General features: G+C 64.3%; 21 protein-coding genes. 9 read left to right on the top strand and 12 right to left on the bottom strand.

The features are described 5' to 3' along the window. Positions 1–5: 5 nt before the first annotated feature. A complete protein-coding gene (locus FVF58_RS40515) occupies positions 6–740 on the top strand; it encodes a DUF2968 domain-containing protein (RefSeq protein WP_149675272.1) in 735 nt (244 codons plus the stop codon). A 398-nt stretch (positions 741–1,138) separates the two neighbouring features. Here FVF58_RS40515 and FVF58_RS40510 read toward each other — a convergent pair whose 3' ends face one another. Further along, positions 1,139–1,348, bottom strand: a complete 210-nt coding sequence (locus FVF58_RS40510) for a hypothetical protein (protein WP_149675271.1) — start codon at positions 1,346–1,348, stop codon at positions 1,139–1,141. Positions 1,349–1,915: 567 nt separating this feature from the next. Beyond that, positions 1,916–2,449, bottom strand: a complete 534-nt coding sequence (gene hfq, locus FVF58_RS40505; RefSeq protein WP_149675270.1) for an RNA chaperone Hfq — start codon at positions 2,447–2,449, stop codon at positions 1,916–1,918. A 364-nt stretch (positions 2,450–2,813) separates the two neighbouring features. Here hfq and FVF58_RS51900 point away from each other — a divergent pair, with 364 nt between their 5' ends. The 5 genes from FVF58_RS51900 to FVF58_RS40485 all read left to right on the top strand — a co-directional run bounded on the left by FVF58_RS51900 (position 2,814) and on the right by FVF58_RS40485 (position 6,550). After that, on the top strand, positions 2,814–2,957 hold the full coding sequence (locus FVF58_RS51900) for a hypothetical protein (protein ID WP_188131090.1): 144 nt from the start codon (positions 2,814–2,816) through the stop codon (positions 2,955–2,957). Positions 2,958–2,972: 15 nt separating this feature from the next. Further along, complete coding sequence (locus FVF58_RS40500) at positions 2,973–3,518, top strand: RNA polymerase sigma factor (protein WP_149675269.1); 546 nt, start codon at positions 2,973–2,975, stop codon at positions 3,516–3,518. After that, positions 3,515–4,384 carry an anti-sigma factor family protein gene (locus tag FVF58_RS40495; RefSeq protein WP_149675268.1) on the top strand — a complete coding sequence of 290 codons (870 nt, stop codon included), beginning with the start codon at positions 3,515–3,517 and terminating at the stop codon, positions 4,382–4,384. Before FVF58_RS40500 ends, FVF58_RS40495 begins: the two co-directional genes overlap by 4 nt. A gap of 92 nt (positions 4,385–4,476) precedes the next feature. After that, a complete protein-coding gene (locus FVF58_RS40490) occupies positions 4,477–6,054 on the top strand; it encodes an FAD-binding oxidoreductase (RefSeq protein ID WP_149675267.1) in 1,578 nt (525 codons plus the stop codon). A gap of 46 nt (positions 6,055–6,100) precedes the next feature. After that, entirely contained in the window at positions 6,101–6,550 is a 450-nt protein-coding gene (locus FVF58_RS40485) for a hypothetical protein (protein ID WP_149675266.1), read from the top strand. Here the strand turns inward: FVF58_RS40485 and FVF58_RS40480 are convergent. The 8 genes from FVF58_RS40480 to FVF58_RS40445 form a co-directional block, all read right to left on the bottom strand. Then, entirely contained in the window at positions 6,547–7,560 is a 1,014-nt protein-coding gene (locus FVF58_RS40480) for a DUF1571 domain-containing protein (RefSeq protein ID WP_149675265.1), read from the bottom strand. The genes FVF58_RS40485 and FVF58_RS40480 overlap by 4 nt on opposite strands. A 61-nt stretch (positions 7,561–7,621) precedes the next feature. Beyond that, complete coding sequence (locus FVF58_RS40475; RefSeq protein WP_149675264.1) at positions 7,622–9,406, bottom strand: AMP-binding protein; 1,785 nt, start codon at positions 9,404–9,406, stop codon at positions 7,622–7,624. 138 nt (positions 9,407–9,544) lie between these two features. Then, entirely contained in the window at positions 9,545–10,846 is a 1,302-nt protein-coding gene (locus tag FVF58_RS40470; RefSeq protein ID WP_149675263.1) for an acetyl-CoA C-acetyltransferase, read from the bottom strand. Positions 10,847–10,973: 127 nt separating this feature from the next. Further along, the gene (locus FVF58_RS40465) at positions 10,974–11,915 is read right to left on the bottom strand and encodes a MaoC/PaaZ C-terminal domain-containing protein (RefSeq protein ID WP_149675262.1); all 942 of its coding nucleotides are present in this window, start codon (positions 11,913–11,915) and stop codon (positions 10,974–10,976) included. A 2-nt stretch (positions 11,916–11,917) separates the two neighbouring features. Continuing rightward, the gene (locus FVF58_RS40460) at positions 11,918–13,345 is read right to left on the bottom strand and encodes a 3-oxoacyl-ACP reductase (RefSeq protein WP_149675261.1); all 1,428 of its coding nucleotides are present in this window, start codon (positions 13,343–13,345) and stop codon (positions 11,918–11,920) included. Between the two features lie 123 nt (positions 13,346–13,468). Next, on the bottom strand, positions 13,469–15,967 hold the full coding sequence (locus FVF58_RS40455) for an acyl-CoA dehydrogenase (protein WP_149675260.1): 2,499 nt from the start codon (positions 15,965–15,967) through the stop codon (positions 13,469–13,471). Between the two features lie 524 nt (positions 15,968–16,491). Next, positions 16,492–17,394 (bottom strand): TetR/AcrR family transcriptional regulator, encoded by a 903-nt coding sequence (locus FVF58_RS40450; protein ID WP_149675259.1) that lies wholly within the window; start codon positions 17,392–17,394, stop codon positions 16,492–16,494. 361 nt (positions 17,395–17,755) lie between these two features. Beyond that, on the bottom strand, positions 17,756–19,003 hold the full coding sequence (locus tag FVF58_RS40445) for an MFS transporter (protein WP_149675258.1): 1,248 nt from the start codon (positions 19,001–19,003) through the stop codon (positions 17,756–17,758). A 576-nt stretch (positions 19,004–19,579) separates the two neighbouring features. Between FVF58_RS40445 and FVF58_RS40440 the strand changes: the two genes are divergently transcribed. Beyond that, on the top strand, positions 19,580–20,911 hold the full coding sequence (locus FVF58_RS40440) for a chloride channel protein (RefSeq protein ID WP_149675257.1): 1,332 nt from the start codon (positions 19,580–19,582) through the stop codon (positions 20,909–20,911). Positions 20,912–21,219: 308 nt separating this feature from the next. On the opposite strand, the gene FVF58_RS40435 is transcribed toward FVF58_RS40440, so the two are convergent. Beyond that, the gene (locus FVF58_RS40435; protein ID WP_149675256.1) at positions 21,220–21,993 is read right to left on the bottom strand and encodes an arylamine N-acetyltransferase family protein; all 774 of its coding nucleotides are present in this window, start codon (positions 21,991–21,993) and stop codon (positions 21,220–21,222) included. A 61-nt stretch (positions 21,994–22,054) separates the two neighbouring features. Next, positions 22,055–23,128 carry a low-specificity L-threonine aldolase gene (gene ltaE / locus FVF58_RS40430; RefSeq protein ID WP_149675255.1) on the bottom strand — a complete coding sequence of 358 codons (1,074 nt, stop codon included), beginning with the start codon at positions 23,126–23,128 and terminating at the stop codon, positions 22,055–22,057. Between the two features lie 299 nt (positions 23,129–23,427). Here ltaE and FVF58_RS40425 point away from each other — a divergent pair, with 299 nt between their 5' ends. Both FVF58_RS40425 and FVF58_RS40420 read left to right on the top strand, forming a co-directional pair. Then, positions 23,428–23,631 carry a hypothetical protein gene (locus tag FVF58_RS40425; protein WP_149675254.1) on the top strand — a complete coding sequence of 68 codons (204 nt, stop codon included), beginning with the start codon at positions 23,428–23,430 and terminating at the stop codon, positions 23,629–23,631. Between the two features lie 106 nt (positions 23,632–23,737). Beyond that, positions 23,738–25,024: an MFS transporter gene (locus FVF58_RS40420; protein WP_149675253.1), complete on the top strand. Its 1,287-nt coding sequence runs from the start codon at positions 23,738–23,740 to the stop codon at positions 25,022–25,024. Positions 25,025–26,373: the final 1,349 nt, after the last annotated feature.

Below are 26,373 nucleotides of genomic sequence, written 5' to 3'. Positions count from 1 at the left end.
ATTACATGGACCGAAAGTTGAAACTACGGCGGATTGCTCTCGCCGCATTCATCGCAGTGGGAGCCGTGCAAGGTGTGAATGCTCAGGCTCTGCAGGACAGTAACGCAAGCGCTGGCGTCGTTTCCCAGCCCGGCACGAGCACCGCGCTGCCAACCACCGCACAGACCGCGCAGACCGCACAGACCGGGCAAGCAGAGACCACTGCACTGACCCCGGACGAAAGCCGGCAGTCCGCCGCGGGCAATGTGGCGGAATTGCAGCAGATGATCCACGGGTCGGATCTCAGCGAACTGCGCACCACCTACAACGGCAGCTACGGGGCGAGTCTGCTGTTTTACGGCAAGGAAATGACGTACTACGTCGCGCTGTTCCAGCAAAAGAATTTCTGGCGCGTGATCAAGACGCAGGACGCCGCGCGCGCCGACATGATTTATAAGGACTTCGTGCGTCAGACGGTGCAACTGTCGGATGTCGAGATTCGCCGCACGCAGCTCGAGGCGCAAAAGGCGTTCACGCAGCGGATGATCGCGTTGTCGCAGGACCGCGCGAACCGCTTGCAGGCCGACCTCGATGTCGCGCGGCAGCAGCAGAGCATCGTTGCGACCCAGCAGCAGGAGAAGCGCGCCGAAACCACGGCGCTGGCTCAACAGAAGCTTGCCGCGCAGGACCAGTTGCGCGTCGCGCAGCGCCAGGTGCGCGAGCTTCAGCGTCAACTGGAGAGCGGCCTGCCTTCGCATTGAGTGCGATGGCTTGTGGTTCGTCTGGCGGGGAGGGCGGAACGGGGAAGCTCCGGCTGACTTACTGACAGCGTGCGGTGGTTGCTGGGCATGACGGTTGTGGCCATGCTGATGCCGTAGTGCCTTTGCCGCCCACGCTGGTGCTGATCACATTCGCTGCCAACATCGCTATCTGGCCGGCGGCCTTGATCAGCGATCTTCGCCGTGTTGTCTGCTTTCGCCTGCCCACGTTTGCCCCGCAAGCCGGATGCTCTCGCGGCCAGGTGCATCGCCATCGCGCGCGCCGGCTTTCCGCTCCAACGCCGCATGTTCCGCGCGAGCGGTGGCGGCCACCATTCTCCGATTTCCAAACTCGTTCGCGTGGCCCCACATAGTGGCGAAACCAGCCGCCAACACCTGCGCTAACGCCGCTTCTTTCCCTCTGGGGACGCTGCCTTAACCGGCGCATGGGGATCTGTCAAATCGACGGCAATCGGGTCGCTGGCGGGGAAGCTTTCCGCCAGTGCCTCGTCGAGACGGCTATCGTCGGATTCAGCCGACGGCCGCGCCGCCGCGGACTTGATGCCAGGCTGCATGCCGGGCTGAGATATGGGGGGCTTCTTGCTGGTCATGACTTGCTCCGCTAAAAGAGAGTCGACTATTCAGCATAGCGCATGGCGGACCTCGCCGAGTGTCGGCCGAATGGCTCAAGCGTGCATCGCAAATGTCGCCTTTCGAGGCCGCCAGCATGACGCGAGCGTCAGCCAGCATCCAATGCCACAGCATCCGTTGAATTCGCACGCCGTCGCGTCGTTTTCCGTGTGCCGCCAGGCAGCGAAGCGGAACGCAAAAGCCGCCGCAAGCCGCAGCAGACCGCATCGCACGAACCGGCAGCGCCTCGCTCGGGAGAGAGCGCAACAGCACTAGCCAATCACGAGGCAGCGAAAACAACATGGACCGGAACAAACCACCGCGCCCAGCGCGTGATCGCGTAGCACGTCGTGGAAGCAGAACTGGGGGACATCCGGAGTGGGTAACGAGGTAACCGGCGCTGCGCACGCTGAATGCCGACTACTGACGGCGCCGCGAGTTGGCGGTCAAAGGGGGATTCGAGCTGAGGAAGCAGCGGTGATGCAACTGGAGAAGATCTTGCAGCGTCTCGGCCAGCCGGTGGCATAGCCGAGCGCCGCGCCGGCCGCTTATTCGTTGCCGTTGTTGCCACTGTTGTTGCCGGGGCTGCCGCTGCCGCTGCCGCCATGATTGCTGCCGCCATGATTGCCGCCGCCGTGGTTGCCGTCGCCGCCCGTGCCGAACAGACGCCGGCGGCGCGTGACGACCACCGGGCCGTCGGACGTGCCGCTGCCGCGCTCGGACGATGAGCGCTCCGTGGACGACGCCCCGTACGACTCGCGCGGTTCACGCGGTTCGCGCGGCTCACGATGGTCGCGCGGTTCACGCGAGCCGTGCGGGCCACGCGTGTTGTGCTCGCCATGCGCCGGCCGCCCGGCGCGCGGCGCCGGACGTGTGCCGGTGTCGAGCTGGATCGTGGAGATCGCGCGCTTGTAGATGCCTTGCAGACCCACAGGTGTGCGCAGCATCACCAGGTATTGATCGAACGATTCGATGCACCCCGTCAGGCGAATGCCGTTGACGAGATAGATCTCGACGCGCTTTCGTTCTTTGCGCGCAGCGTTCATGAAATCGTTTTGCGGGTGCGATTCTGCGGATGCCATGGACAATTCAGGTTAAAAAGACGGTGGTTCGCCGCAATTCTACCCTGTGTGGGGCGGAACGAGTCGGCGGCCCGAACTGCGTCCACTATAACGGCTTGTGAGCGCATAAGCATCTGATAACTATTGGCTGTAACGTTGAGTTACGAATCTGCTGGGCTATGGCGGTTTCTTCCGCATCGCCGCGGGCATCATCCACGCATTCCCCAGGCGTTCCCGGCGCGGATGGCGGAAAAGGATAGGTGCAAGCCCTTTGCTGGGAATAAATCGCGCTGCGCTCGCGTTAAGTCATACATGGCCGCCCTGCAATTCCGCACGCGGCCGATCGGGGCGCTGGCCAGCCAGCGCACGCCAAAGGAGATTCGCCATGAAAGCATCCCGTATCCTGTCCGCCGTCTTCGTGTTGCTCGCGCTTGCGCTCGGGTCGCTCGCAACGGGCGGTTGCACGTCCGCGACCGACAGCGGCGCGTCAGGTACCAGCGGCACCAGTAGTGGCGGTGGTGGCTACTGAGTTTCCGCTCGCAAGGTGAGCTTCGAAGCGGATGTGATCGCGTGGCTCCCGCAGTTGCGGCGCTATGCGCGCGCGCTGACGGGCGACCGGGCGTGGGCCGACGATCTCGTGCAGGATACGGCGGAGCGTGCACTCGCGCGCTGGTCGGCGTTCCGGCCCGACAGCAATTTGCGGGCGTGGCTTCTGACGATCCTGCGGCACCTTTATATCGATCAGCTGCGCGGCCGCCGCGAAATCGCCGTCGACGACGAAAGCGCGCCGTGGCGCAATCTCGAAGCGCCGCAAGCCGAAGTCGACGGTCTGATGCTGCGCGACTTGCAGCGCGCGTTGTACTGTCTGCCGGTCGAGCAGCGTGAAGTGCTGCTGCTCGTCTGCGTGGAAGAGCTGTCTTATCAGGAAGCGTCAAAGGCGCTCGGTGTGCCGATAGGCACGGTGATGTCGCGGCTGTCGCGCGCGCGTGAGCATATGCGCGTGCTGCTGACGGAGGGGCCGGCGCATGGGCCAACCCAAGGCTCAACGCGCAAGTCTCCGCCGTTGAAAGTGGTGAGAAACCAGAAATGAATAACGACGACTACGATTCCAGCTTGCCCGAAGGGCTCGATCTGCGAGCGCTGTCGGCGTTTGTGGACGGCGAACTGCCGCATGCGCAGCACGCCGCGATAGAGGCGCAACTGGAGCAGCATCCGCAGGCCGCCGCACGGGTGGCCGCGTGGCGTGCGCAGAAAGCCGCGCTGCGCGCGCTGTGCGGCGCGCCGCAGCGCAGCGCGCGCGCTGAGTTCGACGCGCGTCACGACGACCCCGAACGCGACGCCGCAGACGAACCCGCGTTCATCGTGGTGCGCCGCAGCCCGCCGTGGTGGCAGCGCGCGGGCCTCGCCGCGTGCTGGCTCGCGGTCGGCGCGGGGCTTGCGCTGGCGGTGGGTCCGCTCGCGCCGCGCCTGACGGGCGGCAAGTGGGACGGGGCATGGGGCGCGGGCAGCCAGCCGCCGAGCTTCGCGCAGCGCGCGGACATCGCCTACGCGGTGTACACGCCGGAGCGGCGTCATCCGGTGGAAGTCGCCGCGAGCGAAGAAGAGCATCTGATCAACTGGCTGTCCAAGCGGCTGAACCGTCCTCTGTCGGTGCCGTCGTTGCAGGAATATGGCTACTCGCTGGTGGGTGGAAGGCTGTTGCCCGGCGAGGCCGGACCGGCCGCGCAATTCATGTACGAGAATACCGCCGGCGAGCGCCTCACGTTGTACGTCACCGGTATTGCGCGCGACGAAACCGCGTTCCGCCTGTTCCGCGACGGCAACCGGCGCACCTTCTACTGGGTCAGCGACCGCTTGGGCTATGCGTTGTCCGGGTCGATCGCGGAAGGCAAGCTGCGCTCGATCGCGATCGACGTGTGCAGCGCGCTCGGCGGCAAGCCGGAAGCGTGGCAGTAGCGGGCGACCGCACGGAGCCACGGGAACGCATAAGCGCAAAATACACAGGCTCATACACCGCCGCGTCTTTCATCCCGCCGGAGGAATATTCATTGCCCTTGAGCGTCCCGCCCAAACTCTCCGCCGCGCAATTCGATCGCGCGCTCGCCGCATGGCGGGCGATTGTCGGCGATGCGCACGTGGTGACTTCGACGACAGGGCTCACCGCCTATCTCGATCCATTCGCGCCGGGCGAGCGCGAGGCGTTTTCAGCGAGCGCTGCGCTGCTGCCCGCATCGGTCGACGAGATTCGCGCGGTGCTGCGCGTCGCCAATCAATACCGGATTCCGTTGTGGACCGTCTCGACCGGCCGCAACTTCGCGTACGGCGGCGCCGCGCCGCGTCTCGCGGGATCGGTCGTGCTCGATCTGCAGCGGATGAACCGCATCATCGAGGTCAACGAGACGCTCGCGTACGCGCTGGTCGAACCGGGCGTCAGCTACTTCGATCTGTATGCGCATCTGCGCGACAAGGGCTACAAGCTGTGGGTCGATCCGCCCGCGGCCGGCTGGGGCAGCGTGGTCGGCAACACGCTCGAACGCGGCTTCGGCTACACCGCGTACGGCGATCATGCGGCGACGCAGTGCGGGATGGAAGTGGTGCTCGCCAACGGCGACGTGCTGCGCACCGGCATGGGCGGCATCGAGATCGGCACCGCATGGCAGCTGTATCAGCCGGGCTACGGCCCCTCGTTCGATGCGATGTTCATGCAGTCGAATTACGGCATCGTCACCAAGCTGGGGGTTTGGCTGATGCCCGCGCCGCCCGCGTATCTGCTCGGCGAAGTCCAGTTTCGCCACGAGGCCGATCTCGAGGCGATCGTCGACATTCTGCGGCCATTGCGGCTCGACGAAACGATCCGCAACCGCGCGGTGATCGAAGGCGGCTTGCGCCGCGCGGCGGGTTTGTCGGCCCGCAGGCAGTGGTATGAGGGCCCGGGTGCGATGCCGGAAAGCGCGGTCGTCGCGATGCTCGACAAGCTGAACGTCGGGCGCTGGAATCTGCATTTCGCGCTCTACGGCACGCCCGAACTGATCGACGCACGCCATGCGATCGTGCAGCGCGCGTTCGCCCGCGTGCCGCAGGCGCGGTTTTTCGCCGCGCGTTATGCGGGCGATGCGCAGCCCACCGGCGGCGGCGACCGCAACCTCGCCGGCATTCCCGCGATGAGCGCGTTTCGTATGCTCGACTGGCGCGGCGGCGCGGGCGCTCACGTGGACTTCGCGCCGGTGTGTCCGGCGACCGGGCGCGACGCGTTGCGCCAATACACGATGGTCAAGACGCGCGCGGCGGAATACGGCTTCGATTACTACGGGGGATTCACGGCGGGCGAGCGTCATCTGCATCACATCTTCGCGGCGATCTTCGACCGCGACGACGCGGACCAGGTCGAGCAGGCCGGCGCGTTGCTGCGTTCGCTGATGAGCGATGCGCGCGCGGCGGGGTACGGCGAGTATCGCGCGCATCTCGCGTACATGGATTTTGCGGCGGCTCAGTACAGCTTCAACGATGGCGCGTTGCTGCGGCTGTCGGAAACGATCAAGGACGCGCTCGACCCGAACGGCATTCTCGCGCCGGGCAAGCAGGGCATCTGGCCGGCGGCGTGGCGCGACCGGCGCGGGTACACGTGAACGCGGGCAACGCGCGCGCTTCGCTCGATAGCGACAGGAGTCATCCATGGACCGACGCACTTTCATGATGACTGGAGCATGGTGGTCCACCGTGGCAAGCGGCGTGTGGCCGTGGTTCGCACGCGCGGCAACGCGTGACGGCACGCTCGCGGTCGTCGATTCGACGCTCGCTGGCGGGCCGTCGTTCGCGCGCTATGCCGCGCAACTGAAGCTGCCGACGTTCGAAACCGGTGGCGACATCGGCGCACTGTGGTACACGACGCTCGCGCCGCTTCTCGGCCGGCAATCCGGCCCCACTGCCGCGCCGGCCCCACCTGCGCTGATCGGCATCACGCGCGCATCCGACTACTTCGTGCTCGGCGAACTTGTCACCCGCACGGGGCATCTGCGGGTCGCACACAGCCACGAGCCGGGCACGGGCTCAACTGCGCAACAGGCGCACGTCGTCTTCGCGTTCACGCCGCGCCTTTCACGCGACGAGCACAGTGGAAGCTAGAAGTTGTACGCCTTGTTCTTCGGATCGAAGGTGGCGTCGTCGAAAGTCTTCGGCGTGATGGTTTCGAACACGATCCGCTCGAACAGCTTGCCGTCGTTGTCATAAGACTCGACGCTGCGGAAGTACGGATGCCGCAGATCGAGCCCGAGCGTTTCCTTCTTCGCGTAGAACTGCGGCTGGCCGGTCGGCGTTTCGAACGTGAAGGCCACCACGCGCACGCCGTCGATCGTCTTGACTTCCACCTGGGTCGAGCGCGGCAAGCCGGCCTCGATGAATTTCTTGCCCTCGCTGAGGTACTGACTCGCGATGTACTCGGTGCCCAGATCGCGCACGTCGTGGTTCGATTGCGAGCGCGCGAGCGCACCGTTCAGCGCGGTCCACAACGGCATCACATTCATCAGCCCGCCCAGGTGGCCGTACATTTCGTCGGTCCGTCTGGACTCGTCGTAGATGATTTCCTGGCCCGCGCGCGCGCCGTCGGGCAGCCACTTCGCGTAGATCCGCAGCGGGTCATGCGCGAGCCGAACCAGCATGTGATCGGGCTTGTCGGGCCACTGGCCGTGAATGCGCTCCGAGCGCAGCATGGTGAACTCGTACGATGCGTAGCCGGTCGGCCCTTCCTTGATGTAGCGCGGCAGCGCGAGCGGATCGAGCGACTGGAACAGCGCGACCAGCTGCGCGTCGGCGAGTTTTTCCAGCGTGCCGCTGCGTTGCGCGGCGCGCAGCCATTTGACCTGCTGATCCAGCGTGAGCTTGCCGACCTGCGCGGGCGGCGTGGTCGGCGCCTTGACGGCGCTCGCGGCATCGAGCGGGGGCGGGGTGTCGTCGTTCTGTGCGAACGCCGCTGGCGCCGCGACGATGGCGGCGCCGGCAAGCAGCGCGCAGCTCAGCAGTCCGCGTGACGACAGCGCGCACCCTGACGCGGCGGCGCGCACCGCAGTCTTGACGACTGCGGCGACGCGCATGAAGGCCGGCGACCGGCATGAGCGTGCGGACATGCGGTGCTTCATCGGGCCTCCGGAACCTGACGCGAGATAGCGCAAAAGCGCGACGCCAACGCAGCGTTCCCTGTCAGGCAGACTTTTGCTTGGCGAGTTCCTCGTCGCGCAACGCACGGCGCAGAATCTTGCCGACGTTGGTTTGCGGCAGTTCGTCGCGGAACTCCACCAGCTTCGGCACCTTGTAGCCGGTCAGATTCTTGCGGCAATGGGCGATCACCTGCTCGGCGGTCAGCGACGGGTTGCGCCTGACGACGAACACCTTCACGCGTTCGCCGTGTGCCGCGTCGGGCACGCCGATTGCGGCCACTTCGCGCACGTCCGGATGGGCGGCGATCACGTCCTCGATTTCATTCGGATACACGTTGAAGCCCGACACGATGATCAAGTCCTTCTTGCGGTCGATCAGGCGGATGAAGCCGCGCGAGTCCATCACGCCGATGTCGCCGGTGGCGAGCCAGCCCTCGTCGTCGATTACCTTGGCGGTTTCTTCAGGGCGGTTCCAGTAGCCTTTCATCACCTGCGGGCCCTTCACGCACAGCTCGCCCGCTTCGCCGATGTTGGCCCAGCTGCCGTCGTCCTTCCTGAAGCGCACGTGCGTGGACGGCGCGGGCAAGCCGATCGAGCCGTCGAAGTCGCGCATGGTGTCGAGGTCGATCGGGTTCATCGAGACGATCGGCGAGCATTCGGTCAGCCCATAACCTTCGATGATCGGCTTGCCGGTGACGGCCTTGAAACGGTCGGCCACCGCCTTCTGGGTTGCCATGCCGCCCGCCATCGCAAGCTTGAGGTTCGAGAAGTCGCGCTTGCGGAATTCCTCGTTGTCGAGAAACGCGTTGTACAGCGTGTTGACCGCCGTCATGCTGGTGAATTTCTCGTGACGGATGATCATCATCACGCGCTTCATGTCGCGCGGATTGGCGATCAGGATGTTGCGCCCGCCGAGCCCCATGAAGATCAGCGCGTTCACGGTCAGCGAATAGATGTGATAGAGCGGCAGCGGCGTGAGGACCGTTTCGATCTCGCCCTTCAACTCGCGCTCGGCCCACGCCTTGGCCTGCAGCAGATTGGCGATGATGTTCTTGTGCGTGAGCATCGCGCCTTTCGCGACGCCGGTGGTGCCGCCCGTGTACTGCAGGAGCGCGATGTCGTCGTGCGTGGCGCGCACGGGCGTCAGCGGCAGCGAGTAACCGGCCGACAACGCGTCGAGCAGCGGCACCGCTTGCGGCAGCTTGTACGCGGGCACCATCTTCTTCACGCGGCGCAACATGAAATTGAGCAGACGGCCCTTCAGATTCGGACCGTCGGCCAGCAGATCGCCGAGACCGGTCACGATGACGTTCTTCACCTTGGTGCCAGGCAGCGCGTCTTCGACCGTCTTCGCGAAGTTCTCGAACACGATGATGGTTTGCGCGCCGCTGTCCTTCAACTGATGCGCGAGTTCGCGCACCGTATAGAGCGGATTCACGTTGACCACCACCGCGCCCGCTTTCAGCACGCCGAACAGCGACACCGGATACTGGAACGTATTCGGCAGCATAATCGCGACGCGCTCGCCGGGCTTCACGCCGATGCTCTGCAAATACGCGCCGAACGCGGTGGCCTTGCGGCCCAGTTCGCCGTAGGTCAGATTCGCGCCGACGCTCACATACGCGACCCGCTCGCGGAACCGCGCGATGCATTCGTCGAAGAACTGCACGAGCGATTCGTATTGCGTGACATCGATGTCACGCGGCACGTCCGGCGGATACGACTCGTACCAGATGCCGTCGGTGTTGGGCACGCGGTGCGGGGCGGGGTTCGCCGCTGCGGCCGACCCGGCGGCAGGCGGGAGCGGGGCTTGAGTAGGCTGGATCATCGGTCGTCTCCTGAAGCCGTGGCTTCATCTGTTTGTGTGCTGGTTTGGCGGCCGGTCGTCAATGCAGGCAAAGCGTGCGTTGCAGCCGCGCGTAAAGCAAACCCTTCAATCAAGCGAACGCAACAACGGCTGCCACCCTCAGCGTTCCAGAATCGCGACCACCCCCTGGCCGCCTGCCGCGCAGATCGAGATCAGCCCGCGTGCGGTGCCGGCCGGTTTATCGAGTTGCGCGAGCATCTTCGCGAGGCCGGCGACGATGCGTCCACCGGTCGCCGCAAACGGATGGCCGGTGGCGAGCGAGCTGCCGTTCACGTTCAGCCTGGCGCGGTCGATTGCGCCGAGCGGGCCGGCCAGGCCGAGCTGCGTGCGGCAATATTCGTCATCCTGCCACGCCGCGAGCGTGCATAACACCTGGGCCGCGAAGGCTTCGTGGATTTCGTACAGGTCGAAGTCCTGCAGCGTGAGGCCGGCGCGCGCCAGCATGCGCGGCACCGCGTAGGCGGGCGCCATCAGCAGGCCTTCTTTCTTGTCGAAAAAGTCGACCGCGGCCGTCTCCGACCAGCTCAGGTACGCGAGCACCGGCAGCCCGCGCCGGGCCGCCCAATCGTCGCTCGCGAGCAGCACGGCGGACGCGCCGTCGGTGAGCGGCGTCGAGTTGCCGGCGGTCAGCGTGCCGGCGTCGCGGTCGAACACCGGCTTCAGGCCCGCGAGCTTTTCGAGCGTCAGATCGGCGCGCAGGTTGTTGTCGCGCGCAAGACCCCGGTACGGCGTCATCAGGTCGTTGACGAAGCCGCGTGCGTACGCGTCGGCGAGCTTGCGATGGCTCTCCCGGGCGAGCACGTCCTGCGCCTCGCGCGAGATGTTCCAGCGCTTGGCCATCAGTTCGCAATGCTCGCCCATCGAGAGCCCCGTGCGTGGCTCGTTGTTGCGCGGCAGCAGCGGCTTGAAGAACATGCCGGGCCGCAGCCTGGCCAGCGCGCCCACGCGCTGCCCGGCGCTCTTGCTGCGATTCGCTTCGAGCAGGATCTGGCGCATCTTTTCGTTGACGCCGATCGGCGCGTCCGAGGTCGTGTCGACGCCGCCCGCGATGCCCGCGTCGATCTGCCCGAGCGCGATCTTGTTGGCGACGAGGATCGCCGCTTCGAGTCCGGTGCCGCAGGCTTGCTGCACGTCGTACGCGGGTGTCTCCCTGGCCAGGGTGGTGGAGAGCACGGCTTCGCGCGTCAGATTGAAGTCGCGCGAATGCTTGATGACGGCGCCGGCCGCGACCTCGCCCAGGCGTTCGCCATGCAGGTTGTAGCGGTCGATCAGCCCTTGCAGCGTGAAGCTCAGCATGTCCTGATTCGACGCGCTCGCGTAGGCGGTGTTCGAACGGGCAAACGGTATCCGGTTGCCCCCGACGATGGCGACGCGGCGCACGGCGGGTAGCGGGTTGGACATGCTCGGCTCCTTGGGGCGTTCGCTGTGGTTGAGTGGTGTGATTTGTGCGAGCGGGATCAGCACGCCGTGATGCAACAACGTCCGCGGGGCGGCATGAATTCCACACGGCGATAACGGCGCGCGGATTTCATTGCAGCCTCCACTGCATGCGGCCGCGCAAATGCGGCTTTTCGCCGGCGATGTCGCGCAACTCGAAATCGCGTTCGATCAGCGACGGCGACGCGCTCCACAACGACGCCTCGCCCGGCAGCAGCAGCGGCAGCTTGAATTCGGCGCTGAGCGACGCTTCGGCCAGCGGCTTGGGCGGTTGCAGCGCGGATGCGGCGCGCGCCAGCGTCCACATGCCGTGCGCGATCGCGCGCGGAAAACCGAACGCCTTCGCCGACAGCGCGGTGAGATGGATCGGGTTGTAGTCGCCTGACACGCCCGCGTAGTCGCGGCCCAGTTGCGGCGCGAGCTGCCAGCGCGCGATCCGTTGCAGCGCGGCGGGGCCGAGTTCGAGCGGCTCGAGCGCGCTGCCGCTCGCGGGCACCGCGCGTTTCAGATAGACGCTGTCGCCGTCCCACACCGCCTCGCCGCGCCGGTACATGCGCGTATGCAGCACGAACGCCTGACCTTTGTCGTGGCGCAGCAGGGCGCCGAATTCCACCTCGACGCGCAGCAGGTCCTTGTACGCGAGCGGCCGGCGCAGCCGCACGTGATTGGCCAGATGCACGAGCCCGAGCGCCGGCCACGGAAACGCCGGGTCGGTCAGCATCAGCAGATGCAGCGGGAAGGCGAGCAGGTGCGGATAGGTGAGCGGCACGCCGTGCTCGGGGATGAAGCCGCACACGCGCGCGTAACGCCAGACCGGCCCCGGCTCGAGCACGACGGCGGGGCGCACGAGGCGCAGCGGCGGCAGTTGCGGCGTGGGTGTCTGGCGTGCGCGCTTGACGATGCCCGTCAACGCGCGCGCATAGAGTTTCGCCGGCGCGGGCAAGGTTTCGATGACGACGGTCTTCGGCCGCACCGCGTCGCCGCGCGCCGCGCCCGCCGCCCCGCTGCCGAACGGGTCCCCTGGTTCGCGCATGCTCATGCTCCAATCAGGCTTTGTCCGCATACGCGCACGACCTGGCCCGTGACGCCCGCCGAGCCCGGATGCGCGAGCCATGCGATGGTCTGTGCGACGTCGACCGGCTGGCCGCCTTGGCTCATCGAGTTCATGCGGCGGCCGGCTTCGCGGATTGCGAGCGGAATCTTCGCGGTCATCTGCGTTTCGATGAAGCCGGGCGCGACCGCGTTGATCGTGATGCCGCGCGCGCGCAGCGACGGCGCCATGCTTTGCACCCGGCCGATCACGCCGGCCTTCGAGGTCGCGTAATTGGTCTGGCCGCGATTGCCCGCAATCCCGCTGATCGACGACACGCCGATGATGCGGCCGCCGTCACGCAGGATGCCGGCGCCGAGCAGCGCATCATCGATCCGTTCCTGCGCGCTGAGATTGATGTCGATCACGCTTTGCCATGTGGCGTCGGTCATCTTCGCGATGGTCTTGTCCTTCGTGATGCCGGCGTTGTGCACGACGATGTCGACGCCCAGTTCGTCGAGCGCGGCGGCGATCTGCGCGGCGGCTTCCGGCGCGGCGATGTCGAACGCGAGCGCGGTGCCGTTCAGCTGGCGCATCGTTGCGTCGAGCGCGTCGCGCGCCGACGGGATATCGATGCCGATCACGTGCGCGCCTTCGGCGGCCAGCACGCTCGCAATCGACGCGCCGATGCCGCGCGCGGCGCCCGTCACGACCGCGCGCCGGCCCGCGAGCGGCTGCGCCCAGTCGAATGCGGGCGGCGCGTGAGCCCCGGCTGTGTCGCCCGCGCCGCCCGCGTCGATGCTCACCACCTGACCCGACACATACGCCGAACGCGGCGACAGAAAGAAGCGCAGCGTCGCTTCGACGCCGCTTTCCGCGCCTTGCGCGACATACACGAGATTCGCCGTGCTGCCGCGACCCGCTTCCTTGCCGAGCGAGCGCGTCAGGCCTTCGAGCGCGCGCTGCGCGGTCCATTGGCGCGGGCTCGCGCAAGCCTGCGGCGGCCGTCCCAGCACGACGATGCGGCCGCACTTGCCGAGCGAGCGCAGCGTGTCGTGGAAGAACTGATAGAGCGGCGCGAGCTGGCTGCTGTCTTCGATCCCGCTCGCGTCGAACAGCAGGGCGGCGAGCCTGCCGGGCGAGCCGGGCTCCGCCGCTTCGAAGCGGCCGGTCATCAGACCGTGGCGAGTGGCGAGCGGCACCCACAGGCCGGCGCTCCCGTGCGCGACACTCGTTACGCCGATGCTCGCCACCAGATTCGCGAGCGCGTCGAACAGACGTGGCTCGCGCCCCCCGCCGATCGCCACCAGGCCTTCGAACTCCGGCCGGTCCGCGCGATAGCGGCGCAGCACCTCGGGCCTGGGCAGGCCGACCGAGCGCGCGAGGCGCGCGCCGAACGGCGAGTTGACGAACTGCAGATAAGAGTCGTTCATATTGTTGTTTGCTCCGCTGGCCGGACGTGTGTCAGTGTGCACTGAGTTGAGCGCATCCGGTACGCCTTGCCACCAGGTTTTTCGCGCGCCCCGCTGGGCCCAGGCCGAGACTCAGGCCGGGACTCAGGCCGCGAGTTCCAGCGCGCGGTCGAGCGCCTCCTTGCGTTTTTGCAGGCCGGCGAGCATGTCGAAGTCGGCCGGGAAGTCGTCGACCTTCACGACCTGCGCGCCATAGCGCGCGTAGTCATCGAGCACGCGGCGCTCGTCGGCGTCGATCAGGCCTTGCTGCTGGGCCGCGTCGGTCCATGCGCCGAGCTCCGCGAGGCTTTGCGGCATCGGGGCGAGCAGGCCTTGTCTGACCGCGTCGCGCAGCTTCTGGTCGATTTGCGTGACGCGCGGGTTCAGTTCGAACACCAGCTCGCCGTAGCCGAGCGCGTCGACATCCGGATGCGGCACATAGGAGTCGGACACCAGACGCTCGCGCGCCGCGCCGGGCGTTTGCATCAGCTCGGCGATGTCGCCGCCGATGCGGTCCGACGGTTCGCGGTACGGCAGGCCGAACGGGAACGCGAGCGCGCGCACGAGGCCGGCGGCGAGCCGGTTCGGGTAATTCGCGAGCACGCCGTCGAGCGCGTGCTGCGCCTTGTACAGCGCGTCCTCGACGCCCCAGCGCACGAGCGGCAGATCGGCCTCCTGACGGCCCTCGTCTTCGAAGCGCTTGAGCGTCGCCGAGATCAGGTACAGCTGGGACAGCACGTCGCCGAGCCGGGCGGAGAGGCGCTCGCGGCGTTTCAGATCGGCGCCGAGCACGAACATCGAGACGTCGGCGAGCAGCGCGAAGGCGGTCGACACGCGCGTGGCCGCGCGGTAGTACCCATGCAGCGGCGCATACGCGGTGCGCGGCTTTGCGATCAGAACGCCGCCTGTGATGCCGTACACGAAACTGCGCACGACGTTGGAAAGCGTGAAGCTCACATGGCCGAAGAACGCCGCGTCGAAATCGCGCAGCGCCTTGGCATGATCGCTTTCGCGCGTCGCGGCCATTTCCTTCAGCACATACGGATGGCAGCGGATCGCGCCCTGGCCGAAGATGATCAGGCAGCGCGTGAGAATGTTGGCGCCTTCCACGGTGATCGAAATCGGCACCTGCTGATAGGCGCGCGCGAGAAAGTTCGACGGCCCCATGCAGATGCCCTTGCCGGCCACGACATCCATGCCGTCGTTGATGACCATGCGGGCCCGTTCGGTGATGTGATACTTGGCGATCGCCGAAATCACCGACGGCTTTTCGCCGAGGTCCACCGCCTGTGCGGACAGCCGGCGCGCGGCGTCCATCACGTACAGATTGCCGCCCATGCGGCCGAGCGCTTCCTGCACGCCTTCGAACTTGCCGACGGCGGTGCGGAACTGGCGGCGAATCGCGGCATACGCGCCGATGCCGCGCACCGCGAGCTTGGCCATCCCGACATTCGACGACGGCAGCGAAATCGCGCGGCCTGCCGCGAGGCATTCCATCAGCATGCGCCAGCCGTTGCCGACCTGCGTGCGCCCGCCGATCACCCAGTCGAGCGGAATGAACACATCCTTGCCCGAGTTCGGGCCGTTCTGGAACACCGCGTTCAGCGGCCAGTGACGGCGGCCGATATTCACGCCTGGGTGTTCGGTCGGAATCAGCGCGCAGGTGATGCCGGGCTCGTCGGTCGAACCGAGCAGGTGGTCGGGGTCGAGCGCGCGGAACGCGAGGCCGAGCACGGTCGCGATCGGCCCGAGCGTGATGTAGCGCTTGTCCCAGGTGACGCGAAAGCCCAGCGTCTCGCGGCCTTCAAAACTGCCCTTGCAGACGATGCCGATGTCCGGAATCGCCGCCGCGTCGGAACCGGCGTAAGGGCTTGTCAACGCGAAGCAGGGGATTTCGTCGCCGCGCGCAAGGCGCGGCAGATAGTGGTTCTTCTGTTCCTCGGTGCCGTACTGCATCAGCAGTTCGGCGGGGCCGAGCGAGTTCGGCACCATCACCGAAACGGCGGCGGCCGAGCAGCGGGTGGCGAGCTTCATGATGACCTGCGAATGCGCGTACGCGGAGAACTGCTTGCCGCCGTACTGCTTCGGAATGATCATGCCGAGAAAGCCGCGCTCCTTGATGAACTGCCAGGTGACCGGCGACAGGTCCTGCCAGACCATGGTGGTTTCCCAGTCGTTCGCGAGATCGCACAGTTGCTCGCATTCGACGTCGAGGAATGCCTGCTCTTCGGGCGTCAGCGTGGCCGGGCCGTAGCCGAGGAGTTTGTCCCAGTGCGGGCGTCCCGAGAACAGCTCGGCGTCCCACCAGACCGTGCCCGCCTCGATCGCATCGCGCTCGGTCGGCGACATCTCGGGCAGGATCTTGCGGAAGACGTCGAGCACCGGTCTGGTCAGCCACGCGCGGCGCAGCGGCTTGAGCGTGAGCGCGAGGGCAGGGAGGACGAGCACGATCGCGAGCAGAGTCGTGGCGGCGGGTCCCGCTGCGCCGCTGACATGCGCGGCCGCCACCCAGACGATCATGGCGGCCAGCCACCAGGACGCGCGCGCCTGAACGTAGACGAGCGCAAGAGCGGCAATGACGAGCACTAGGATGAACCACGACATGACGTTTCCTCCTGTTTCGATGATGCGTGCGAACGCATACGTGGGGCGGACGGCTCGCGTTCCTGTGATCTTCCGCGCGGCGGTGTGGCTGCTTCGCGTTGCGGTTGCGGCGCTTCGGGACGCGCTTTTATTGCTCTCGTGCTGCGCTTATGCCGCGCTTGTGCTGCTGCTTGCTGCGAAGCGCTCCTGTGACCTCGTGCGCGCCGTATTGATAGTTCGACCCCGTGTGCTGACTTAGGTGCGCGGTCTCGAAGCGCAGGTCGAATGTGCGGGGTTCACCGTGTGCGTTGCTTACCTGTCGCCTCGTTGCGTTGCGGTTTTCTTTGCGTCTTCGATCGCCTCGCGTGCCGGCTTCGTATTGCTGCTTCGGCGGCATCGATGCTTCGGCGTGCTTGCCATGTTGCGCGGCTTCTCGCGCAATAGGGCAGCGGGGTTTATCGCGCCGCACGCCGCGGCTCGCCGCCGGGTTTCGCGCGGACTGCCCATGACGGCGCCGTGCGCATCGGCTGCTACGTTTTTTGCCTCTACGCCGTGCCGTGCATCGCGTGCTGAAACGAAGCCGCTTCGATGCCGCCGCCCCGGCGTTCGCCATCCGATGCGCCGTCCACCGATGCTCCCGTCGCGCTTTGCCCATGCGTTCGCGCCTGCGGCGCGGCGGCGGCCCCGTTCGCGCTGTCCAGCCCGCATTCTCCCGCGCCGTGCGCGGCGCTTTCCGCCGCGCTTTCGGCCGCGTCGCCCAGCACCGCGGCGAACGCGGCCAGTTGCGAGCTGTCGGGCAACGGCGCCTTGAGCGCGGCCACCATCAGCGATGCCAGCCGTGCGATCAACTGCAGATCGTTCATCGACTTGCCCTGCGAGAACTCGGAAATCAGGCTGTCGGTATCGGTGCCGGCCAGCACGCCCGACAGCGCACCGATTGCGAAGTGCAGACGCCAGCCCAGTTCTTCGCGCGGCAGATGCGGCAACGCGCGCTGGAACGCATCGAAAAAGCGCGCCGCCACGGTCTCGTAATGCCCGTTCAGAAAGTCGCGAATGAACGGCGACGGATCGGTATAAGCGAGGCCCAGCAAACGCAGAAAGGCCTTGCCGCCGACCCGCGGATCGCGTGACAGACGCAGCGCCGGAATGAACATGGCGCCGAGCACGTGCTCGCAGGTCAGACGCGCGCCGAGCATTGCGTCGAAGCGGTCGAGCAGCTTGAGCCGTTCCTCGTTGAGCCGGTCGAGCCGACGCGACAGCATCGAATGAATCAGCGATTCCTTGCTGCCGAAGTGATAGTTGACCGCCGCGAGATTGACCTCGGCGCGCGAAGTAATCTGGCGCAGCGACATCGCCTCATAGCCGCATTCGATGAACAGTGTTTCGGCGGCGTCGAGAATGCGCGATTTCGTATCGCCGGCATGCCGGCCTGTCGTGCGAACTGCCATGTATAGCGTCTCCCAGTTTGCCGGGCGTGCGGCCCGCAAACAATCGCTTCAAATCGAAATTTGAAACGGCCGTTTTTTTCAGGATAAGGAAGGACGGGCGATGCGATCAAGGGTCGTAGTCGACTAACTCCTCTAGAAGACCTGACGAGAACCGCCTTTGCGCTGCGCGCGACGCGTCAGATCGCGCGGAAATAGAAAAGGCCGTTCCGATCGAAATCGGAACGGCCTCGTGTTGCTTGCTGGCTGTGTTTGGCCTGGCGTGTATGACATGACGCGTCTTTTGCGTCGCGGCGGATAGGACCGCCTTTGCAGCTATTGTGCGGGAGAACGCGCCCGCGAAATCGCCGTTTGGTTCGAACGCTTAAACCTGTCCTCCAACGGGGCTTCCTGTGGCATGCGCAGCGACTTCCTTGGCCGATTGCGTCATGTCGATGCCGCGCCGCTCGCGGCTGAACGGAATCAGCGCGGCGATCACCACGACGACGATGCCGATCACCACCGCCATCACGAGCGCGTAGTCGTTGCCGTGCGCTTCAGCGGCGCTCGCCTGCAACGGGCCGTTGACCGACGCGATCAGATTGCCGAGCTGGTACACGAGGCCGGGGAAGGTCGCGCGAATTTCATCGGGCGAGATTTCGTTCAGGTGCACCGGAATCACGCCCCATGCGCCTTGCACGGAGATCTGCATCAGGAACGCGCCGAGCGCGAGCAGCACCGGCGTGCTCGAGAACGCCCACAACGGCAGCACCGGCAACGCGATCAGCACGGCGATGAAGATCGCGCGCTTGCGGCCGATCTTTTCGGAGAACCAGCCGAAGAACAGCCCGCCGCAGATTGCGCCGATGTTCAACACGATCGTGATCCACGACACCGTGTGCGCGTCGAACTGATGCTGCACGCGCAGGAAGGTCGGATACAGATCCTGCGAGCCGTGCGAGAAGAAGTTGAACGCGGTCATCAGCACGATCGCGTAGAGCGACAAGCCGACGTTCTGCTTCAGCGTGGCGATGAGGCCAGGCCGCACTTTCTTTTCGAGCGTCTTGAAGGCCGGCGACTCCGGCACGTGCGCGCGCACATACAGCACGAGCAGCGCGGGCAGCACGCCGACAAAGAACATGCCCCGCCAGCCGATGTATTGGTAGAACACCCCGAACACGATCGACGCCAGCAGATAGCCGCTCGGATAACCCGCCTGCAGCAGACCCGAGACGATGCCGCGCGATTTGGGCGGCACGGTTTCCATGGTCAGTGCGCCGCCGACGCCCCATTCGCCGCCCATCGCGATACCGAACAGCGCGCGCAGCACGAGCAGCGTCATCAGGTTCGGCGACAGACCAGACAGCAGTTCGAGCAGCGAGAAGCACGCGATGTTGAGCATCAACGTGGGACGGCGGCCGTACTTGTCGGCGAGCCAGCCGAAAATCAATGCGCCGACCGGACGCATCATCAAGGTCAACATAATCGCAACCGCGACCGACGGAATGGTCGTATTGAATTCCGCCGCGATATCTTTCAATACGAACACCATTAGAAAGAAATCGAATGCGTCGAGTGTCCAGCCTAGATAGGCGGCGATCGTGACGTTTCTCTGTTCCCGTGTCCAGCTCATTGATTGTTCTCCTGTCTCTCCAGTAACCCGTATTTGACGACGGGCGGCTTCGCAGCCCCGTGCGCCCTCTGGTAAGGGCTTGCGGCGAGTGTACGCCGACTGTTAAGCGCTTGCATGAATGACCGCACGTTTATCCGTATTAATCCCTGGAGCAATTTTCGTGCTGAATTCACAATGCATGCTTAATGTTGGATAAATGTAATTTGGTCTGGATTGGTGTTTGTTTTATGTAATGTTTAATGGGGTTGCAGCGCGGCCGGATTAAATGCAGTGAACCATATATTGGGCGGGTGGGGTAGAGGGTTGCACTCGTCGGAATCAGTTTGTGGGGTGCGTATCACTGCGGCTCGAGTGGCCTCCGCGTCGCGTATCGAAGCGAGACGGATCAATGACGATCTGCCTCTTTGCCAGCTCATCGCTGAGCCGTGCCCATCCCAACGCGTTCCACAGGCAAGCGTTCCGTCTAATTCATATATGCAAATAGCGCATCAGTAGATCTTAAAAATCAATTTGATTCATGGTGCGTTGCGGAATAAGATGGCTGCCGTCCCTTCCATCCCGCTCCATCAACGCATCATGTCAGTCAAATCAAACACTTCCATGCCGGTGCGCCGTGAACACAGCTCGTTCGCGGCAGTCACCTCGGTCACCTTGCTCACCGGCATCGGCGCGGGTCTAGGCGGCATGCTGCTCGCGTTGTTGCTGCACGCGATCCAGCACCTCGCGTATGGATACAGCGTCGCGCACGCGATCAGCGCGGAGAGCTTTCTGCAAGGCGTGAGCGCTGCGACACCCGAGCACCGCGTGCTGGTCCTGACGATCTGCGGACTCGTCGCGGGCCTCGGCTGGTGGGCGCTGTATCGCTTCGGGCGGCCGCTCGTGAGCATCCGTCAGGCCGTCAAATCCGACGATCCACAGATGCCTCTGGCGAGCACGGCAGTCCACGCGCTGCTGCAGATCGTCACGGTCGCGCTGGGTTCGCCGCTCGGCCGCGAAGTGGCGCCGCGTGAAATCGGCTCGGCGCTCGCCGGATGGCTGTCGCGCCGCGCGGGGCTGTCGGTCGCGCAGAGCCGGATCATGGTTGCGTGTGGTGCGGGCGCCGGGCTGGCCGCGGTGTACAACGTGCCGCTCGGCGGCGCGGTGTTCGTGCTCGAAGTCCTGCTGGGCACCTTCGGCTGGCCGGCGTTGGTGCCGGCCATCGTGACTTCGTCGATCGCGGCGCTGGTCGCGCAAGTGGGATTGGGTAACGAGCATCAATATCTCGTGCCGTCGATGACAGTGAGCGCCTCGCTGGTCGCGTGGTCCGTTGTCTGCGGGCCGATTTTCGGCGCGGCCGCGAGGGGCTTTACGGAACTGATGAAGCGCTCGCGCGCCGCGGCGCCGAAGGATTGGCGCTTGCCGGTGATGTCGCTGTTGAACTTCGCGATCATCGGCGTGCTGGCCATGCATTTCCCGCAGTTGCTCGGCAACGGCAAAGGCCCGGCAGGCCTGGCATTCGATGGCGGCCTGACGATCAGCCTCGCCGCGATGCTCCTGGTGCTGAAGGTCGTGATCACCGCGAGCAGTTTGCGCGCGGGTGCGGAGGGCGGGCTGTTGACGCCCGGCCTTGCGAACGGCGCGTTGCTGGCGATCGTGCTCGGCGGAACGTGGAGCGTGTTCTGGCCGGGGGCGTCGTTAGGGGCGTTTGCGGTGGTCGGTGCGACGGCGTTTCTCGCGGCTTCGATGCAGATGCCGATCACGGCGGTGGTGCTCGTGTTTGAATTTACGCACGTGGGGCAGGACTTTCTGATTCCCGTTCTGTTTGCGGTAGGCGGCGCGCTGCTGGCGTTTCAGGTTTGCGCGAAGTGGGTACCCGCGTTGCAGGCCGGGTCTGGTTTCAACTGGGGCGGAGTGGGCAGAGCGCGATAGGGCGGATTGCTTTGGGCGGCGATACTGGCGCGATGCGATGTCGCCGCATGACAGAGGACGAGTTGAAGAATGCAGCCGGCAACGATTGGCCGCCGCAGCAAAACCACGCGCGATTGGCGATCAACAAATTTGCCGTCGCGTCAAAAAAGCGCCGCTAAAAAAACCCCGTGAAGCTTTAAGGCTCAACGGGGTGTTTCGTTTCACTTGAACAGTGGTAGTGCGTTCGAAGGTCGGTTTAAACCGCAACTTGCGGACCTTGGGTGCTCAGAATGCGCCAGATCGGTTGTCCCAAGGTGCCTCCAAAGCGATCAGCGCTCCGTAGCGTCCAGGCCAAACTCTCGCGACAACATCGATATACGATCACCGGGAACAATGGTTCGCTGTTCAGTTTGTCCGTTTTTCACGATCTTTAGCGTGTCGCCAAACAGGATCTTTCGACCGGCCTGGTCGTGCAGGACAATCAATAGCTTCTGCACAAATACTGCGTCCGGGTGCGTGGAATTCAGGTAATTGGCGGGCACAAAATCAATCCATTCATGGCGAGACAGGTCGAATGCATATTGATTGGTCCATTCGCCATCGACCATCGCTTTCAATACGTATTCCTGATTGTCGGATAGGGTCAGCATGAACGTATCCGAGTCCTGTTCTACTTGAACGTCCAGCAGATCCAGTCGCATCGGAGCCCTGATCCCATAACTTCCGAAGCCCAGGTCACACAACCAGCGGACACCGTCCAACGTTAGAACGAGCGCCATATGGGTCTTGGGTCTCTTGACCGGGTAGAACATCGGCCGGGCGGCAACGAATTGATATGGAATGCCCGTTGCCTCAAGTGCCATAGCAAAGAGTCCATTCACTTCATAGCAATACCCACCTCGCCTTTTGTGGAGAATCTTTCTGACGATCTCCTCGGGAATCAGTGAGACGATTTTTTTCGCCTGCACATCGAGATTTTCGAACGGCACGGTGAATAGCTGACACCTCATCATATCTGTGATGGTTGCAATGTCCGCTTTCCCGCTTTTTTGAAAGCCAATCCGGTCGAAGTACTGTTGCAGCGAAAAATTTTCAGCTTGCATGATTGCGCATGGTTGAGGGTGACGGGGAGACTTCTTTAGGGCTATCGCGCACGCTAAGGAGCTAGCTGTGCTCAGCGTGAGGCACGCTCGCGAGGCTACGCGAATCGCGGCCGGCAAAGAAATCGCGCGCGGCAGCAAGCGCAAACGCTACGGCTTGCTCGCCGACGTCAAGGTGCGTGACCCAGCGCTGTCTGGTTGCGCCATATACGGACGTGACGCCGACACCCTGCGCGGCCAGATGGTTTGCGAAGTCCAATGCGACCTCGGCGGCCACATCCACGAAGACGATATTTGTGGCGGGCACCGATACGGACAGACCTGGAAGTTCCGACAAACCCTGCGCGAGCGACTTTGCATTGGCATGATCGTCAGCGAGCCGTTCGATATGGTGATCCAGCGCATAAAGACCCGCCGCAGCGAGAATCCCTGCTTGCCTCAGGCCGCCGCCCAGCATCTTGCGCAGGCGTCTTGCTTTGGCGACAACTGCCGCAGGACCAACGAGCACCGATCCTGCTGGCGCGCCGAGTCCTTTGGAAAGGCATACGGACACGGTGTCGAACGGGCGCGCGAGCATGCTGACCGGAAGCCTCAGGGCCACGGCGGCGTTAAATACCCGGGCTCCGTCCAGGTGGCAGGCGAGGCCGTGCCGACGGGCCAGCATCGTCGCAGCATCGGCGTAAGACAGTGGTAAAACCTTTCCGCCGATCGTGTTTTCGAGGGCGAGCAGGCGCGTGCGCGCGAAGTGTGGATCATCCGGTTTAATGGCTTCCTCGATGTCCTTGAGCAGCAGCGAACCGTCCGCCTGGTTGTTCAGTGGCTGGGGCTGGATACCGCCCAGCACCGCTGCGCCGCCCGCCTCCCAGCGGTAGCAGTGGGCATTCTGGCCGACGATGTACTCGTCGCCGCGCTCGCAATGCGCCATGAGCGCGATCAGGTTCGACTGCGTACCCGACGACACGAATAGAGCTGCCTCTTTCCCGAGCATGTCAGCCATCCGTTCTTCAAGCCGCTTGACGGTCGGGTCATCGCCCATGACGTCATCGCCAACTTCGGCCGCGGCAATGGCCGCGCGCATGGCCAGACCTGGCCGGGTAACGGTGTCGCTGCGGAAGTCATATCGGACCGTGGTGCTCATGGTATTCCCCTCAAAGAGGACTCATGTTGGCATTCCGATCGCGAACGGCCTATACACAACAGCGAAGAATCTCTTGCATAACAGATTTACCCAACCTGATCGCGATCATGGGAACGGCAGAATCCGTCTTGCGGCGAAACAGTAATCAAGCGCGCACTGCAAAGTGGCCCGATCCGCTGCCGGCGTTTTATCGTCTGGATATACCAAAGGATACTGTTCCAGCTCGTCAAGGGCTATCACACTCCGTTGCAGACGGCCGTGAACCGAAACGCGGCCGACCTCCAGGAGGAGTGCTGACAATGCCAGGAAGCGAACCGCTTGCCGTCTGCAGTGCCGTCGTTCCGCTGGAGCGCGTGACTTCGTTCGCTACGCAGACAGCGTCGAGGCGGGAGGATGGTGTCGTCAAATTCCGCGCCCGCGACCGCATCGAAGGCATCGGCTTCTGTTATGTCGGCAGCGCCGCGCTACCTCGAGTACTGCAGGGCCGGACCGATGTGAAATGACGGGCGTAGCGATTCGCATGGTCTGCAAAGCGGCCGCGGCGGCGTTGTGCGGACCGATCCCATAGGTTTGGCCGCGGCACAGCCAAATAAATTCACGGACACAAATATGCAGCCTGGAAAATATCGCTATGTAGTAGCCGGCCTTTTATTTACAGCCGGCGCGATCAACTACATGGACCGCGCAGCGCTAGGCATCGTCGCACCGATCGTCGGCAAGTCGCTTGATCTGTCGCCCTCGCAGCTCGGCATCGTCTTCAGCACTTTCTTCGTTGGCTACTCGGTTTTTTCGTTTCTCGGTGGCTACTTTTCGGACAAGTGGGGTACCTTGCGCGTCTTCACGTGGGCAATGACTGTCTGGTCGCTGTTCTGCGGGCTCACCGCAGCTGCTACCGGCTTTGTGTCGCTGTTGATCTACCGGATATTCTTCGGCATTGGCGAAGGGCCGATGAGTTCGAACACGAACCGCACGATCTCCAACTGGTTTCCCCGTCATGAAGCGGCGACGATGATCGGCTTCACCTTTTCCGGGCAGACGCTCGGCAATGCGATCGCCGGGCCGGTCGTCGGTCTGATCGCAGTGGCCTTCGGGTGGCGAGCGTCGTTTGTGGTAATCGGGATCCTCGGCTTGGTGTGGATCGTGTGCTGGCGCCTGTTCGTTACCGAAACGCCCGCTCAAAGCCATCGCGTCGGCGATGAGGAACGGAAACTGATCGCCGCGAGCCGCGCGGTCGCCGAAGCACGCAACGTCGAAGAAGACGGCATGACGCTTGGTGCGTATTTGCGCCGTCCAAGTACGCTTGCGCTCGGCGCGGGTCTTTTCGCCGTGAACTACACGCAGTACGTGTTCATCTCCTGGCTGCCGAGCTATCTGACCAACGTGATGCATCTCGACCTGCGGTCGATGAGCATCATCACATCGATTCCATGGATCTGCGGCGCACTCGGCTATTTCGGCGGCGGCGTTATCGGCGACTTCATCTACCGCCGGATGGACGACCCGATCATGGCACGCAAGCTCGTGGCAACCATTCCGCTTGCGCTATCGGGCGTTGCAGTGCTTGGCATCACGTCGGCCGGTTCGCTAACCGCGGCGGTCGCGCTGATTGCAGCGGCGCTGTTCTTTCTCACTGGCTCTTGCCAGTCGATCTGGGCAATTCAGCACGAAATACTCCCGCTGCACCGGCAGGGTGGTGTCGGCGGCTTCATTCATTTCCTGAGTAATCTGTCCGGCATTATCGGCCCGGCGCTGACGGGGTTCCTGATCCAGTATTTCGGCGGCTACAGCAGCGCATTTCGGTTCGGCGCGGCGATCGATTTCGCTGGCGTCTTAGCGATGGTTTTGTGCGTACGTGGTCAACTCTCGATGCCTGTTGCTGCCACGTCCGTCGAGTGAACGTGATCAGCTGCGCGTCAATCCAACCGGCGTGACGCGCCGCAGTTCGATACGTGATGTCTATATACGGGCAACGATCTCGACCCAGGTCGCGCCACTACCGGCGCAATCACGTGAGCACGGCGTTGGCGAGTCCGGGTCCGGGTCGATGCTGAACAGCGGGACATCTTTTGCGCATATAGGGCACTCGTCGCCCGTCGTGGCATTAGCCAATCGTGATGAACGCGACGGGCGCGGCGCCCAGCTCCTGACGCTGGGCGCCGCCGTAACGCTGGCGATCGTGCGGCGTGGAGGATGAGTGGCGCGGCGATCTGGAATTGTGGGCAGCGTACCGCGATGTCGAACGACTGCGAACGGCGCTATAGAAGATTTTGAATGCCGTTCGCGGTTGATTTGAAGCGATCGCCATCGGGCTCAGTACGGCCATCTATGGCCGCTGGTCCACTCTTTCGCAGGGACTTTCGAGCGACGGCTGTGCCCCGGACAGCGGACCTTTGCGTTGCGACTGCGCTCGTCGCGTGCCCGGCCAGAACCCTCCGTGACGGTCCGGCAATAAATCGTATCGCCGTTGTGTGGCAGAAGACATCGTGCGCGTGGCAGATTTCGACGCATCCCTTCGATTGTGCTTGCGTCTGCCTGTTGGCAAACTTGCTTCGTCGACGCGCCGCGAGCCGTGGAGAACGATATGAGAGCTGCGGAGAGGTCCTTAGACTGGGCCGTCGAAAAATGGCTATCTCCGACACTGGAGATGGCTGTCCGCGTCCCTCAAGTTCACCGTACCGTCCGGCAGCGCAAGCGCTGTGCAGATCTCCGGACGTTGCGATCGGGCGCGATGGTTTCGATATTCTTCTTGCGGCCTGAGGATGGCTCGTGGAACGCATTTCCGCCCGACCCGAAGCGGCCTGCAATGAACGGACATCATAGTTCCGCATGAGTGTCGGTGATTCCGGCATAACACGTTCATGCAGCGACCAGGGGACGAGGTATCTTGCAGCATCTTGTTTGCGCCATCCGCGCATCCCCGACACTTCGATGAGCGAACCATCATGGATCAACAATCCCGCCAAGCAAAAAATCGCCGAAAGTCTCGTCGATGCCGAGGCTATCGCGAACATGCCTGATAACCGCCTTTACCGACAATAGCCACGTACCGACACGGATGTATCGTGATCGTCAAACTGAGGCTAGCTAAACGGCCCGCCGCGACGCGATACGCGTGTTTGCGCAGCCCCATGCGAACCGCTTAAAACGGAGCACCTATGCTCTATCAATTTCACGAATTCCAGCGGGCGATGTTGAGCCCCCTTACCGCCTGGGCCCAGGCCGCGTCGAAATCGTTCGCGAATCCC

This window comes from Paraburkholderia panacisoli (genome assembly GCF_008369935.1).
In the GTDB taxonomy this organism is placed as follows: Bacteria; Pseudomonadota; Gammaproteobacteria; order Burkholderiales; family Burkholderiaceae; genus Paraburkholderia; species Paraburkholderia panacisoli.
Note: the sequence above shows the minus strand (reverse complement) of the source record. Positions and strands in the feature narration are given on the sequence as shown.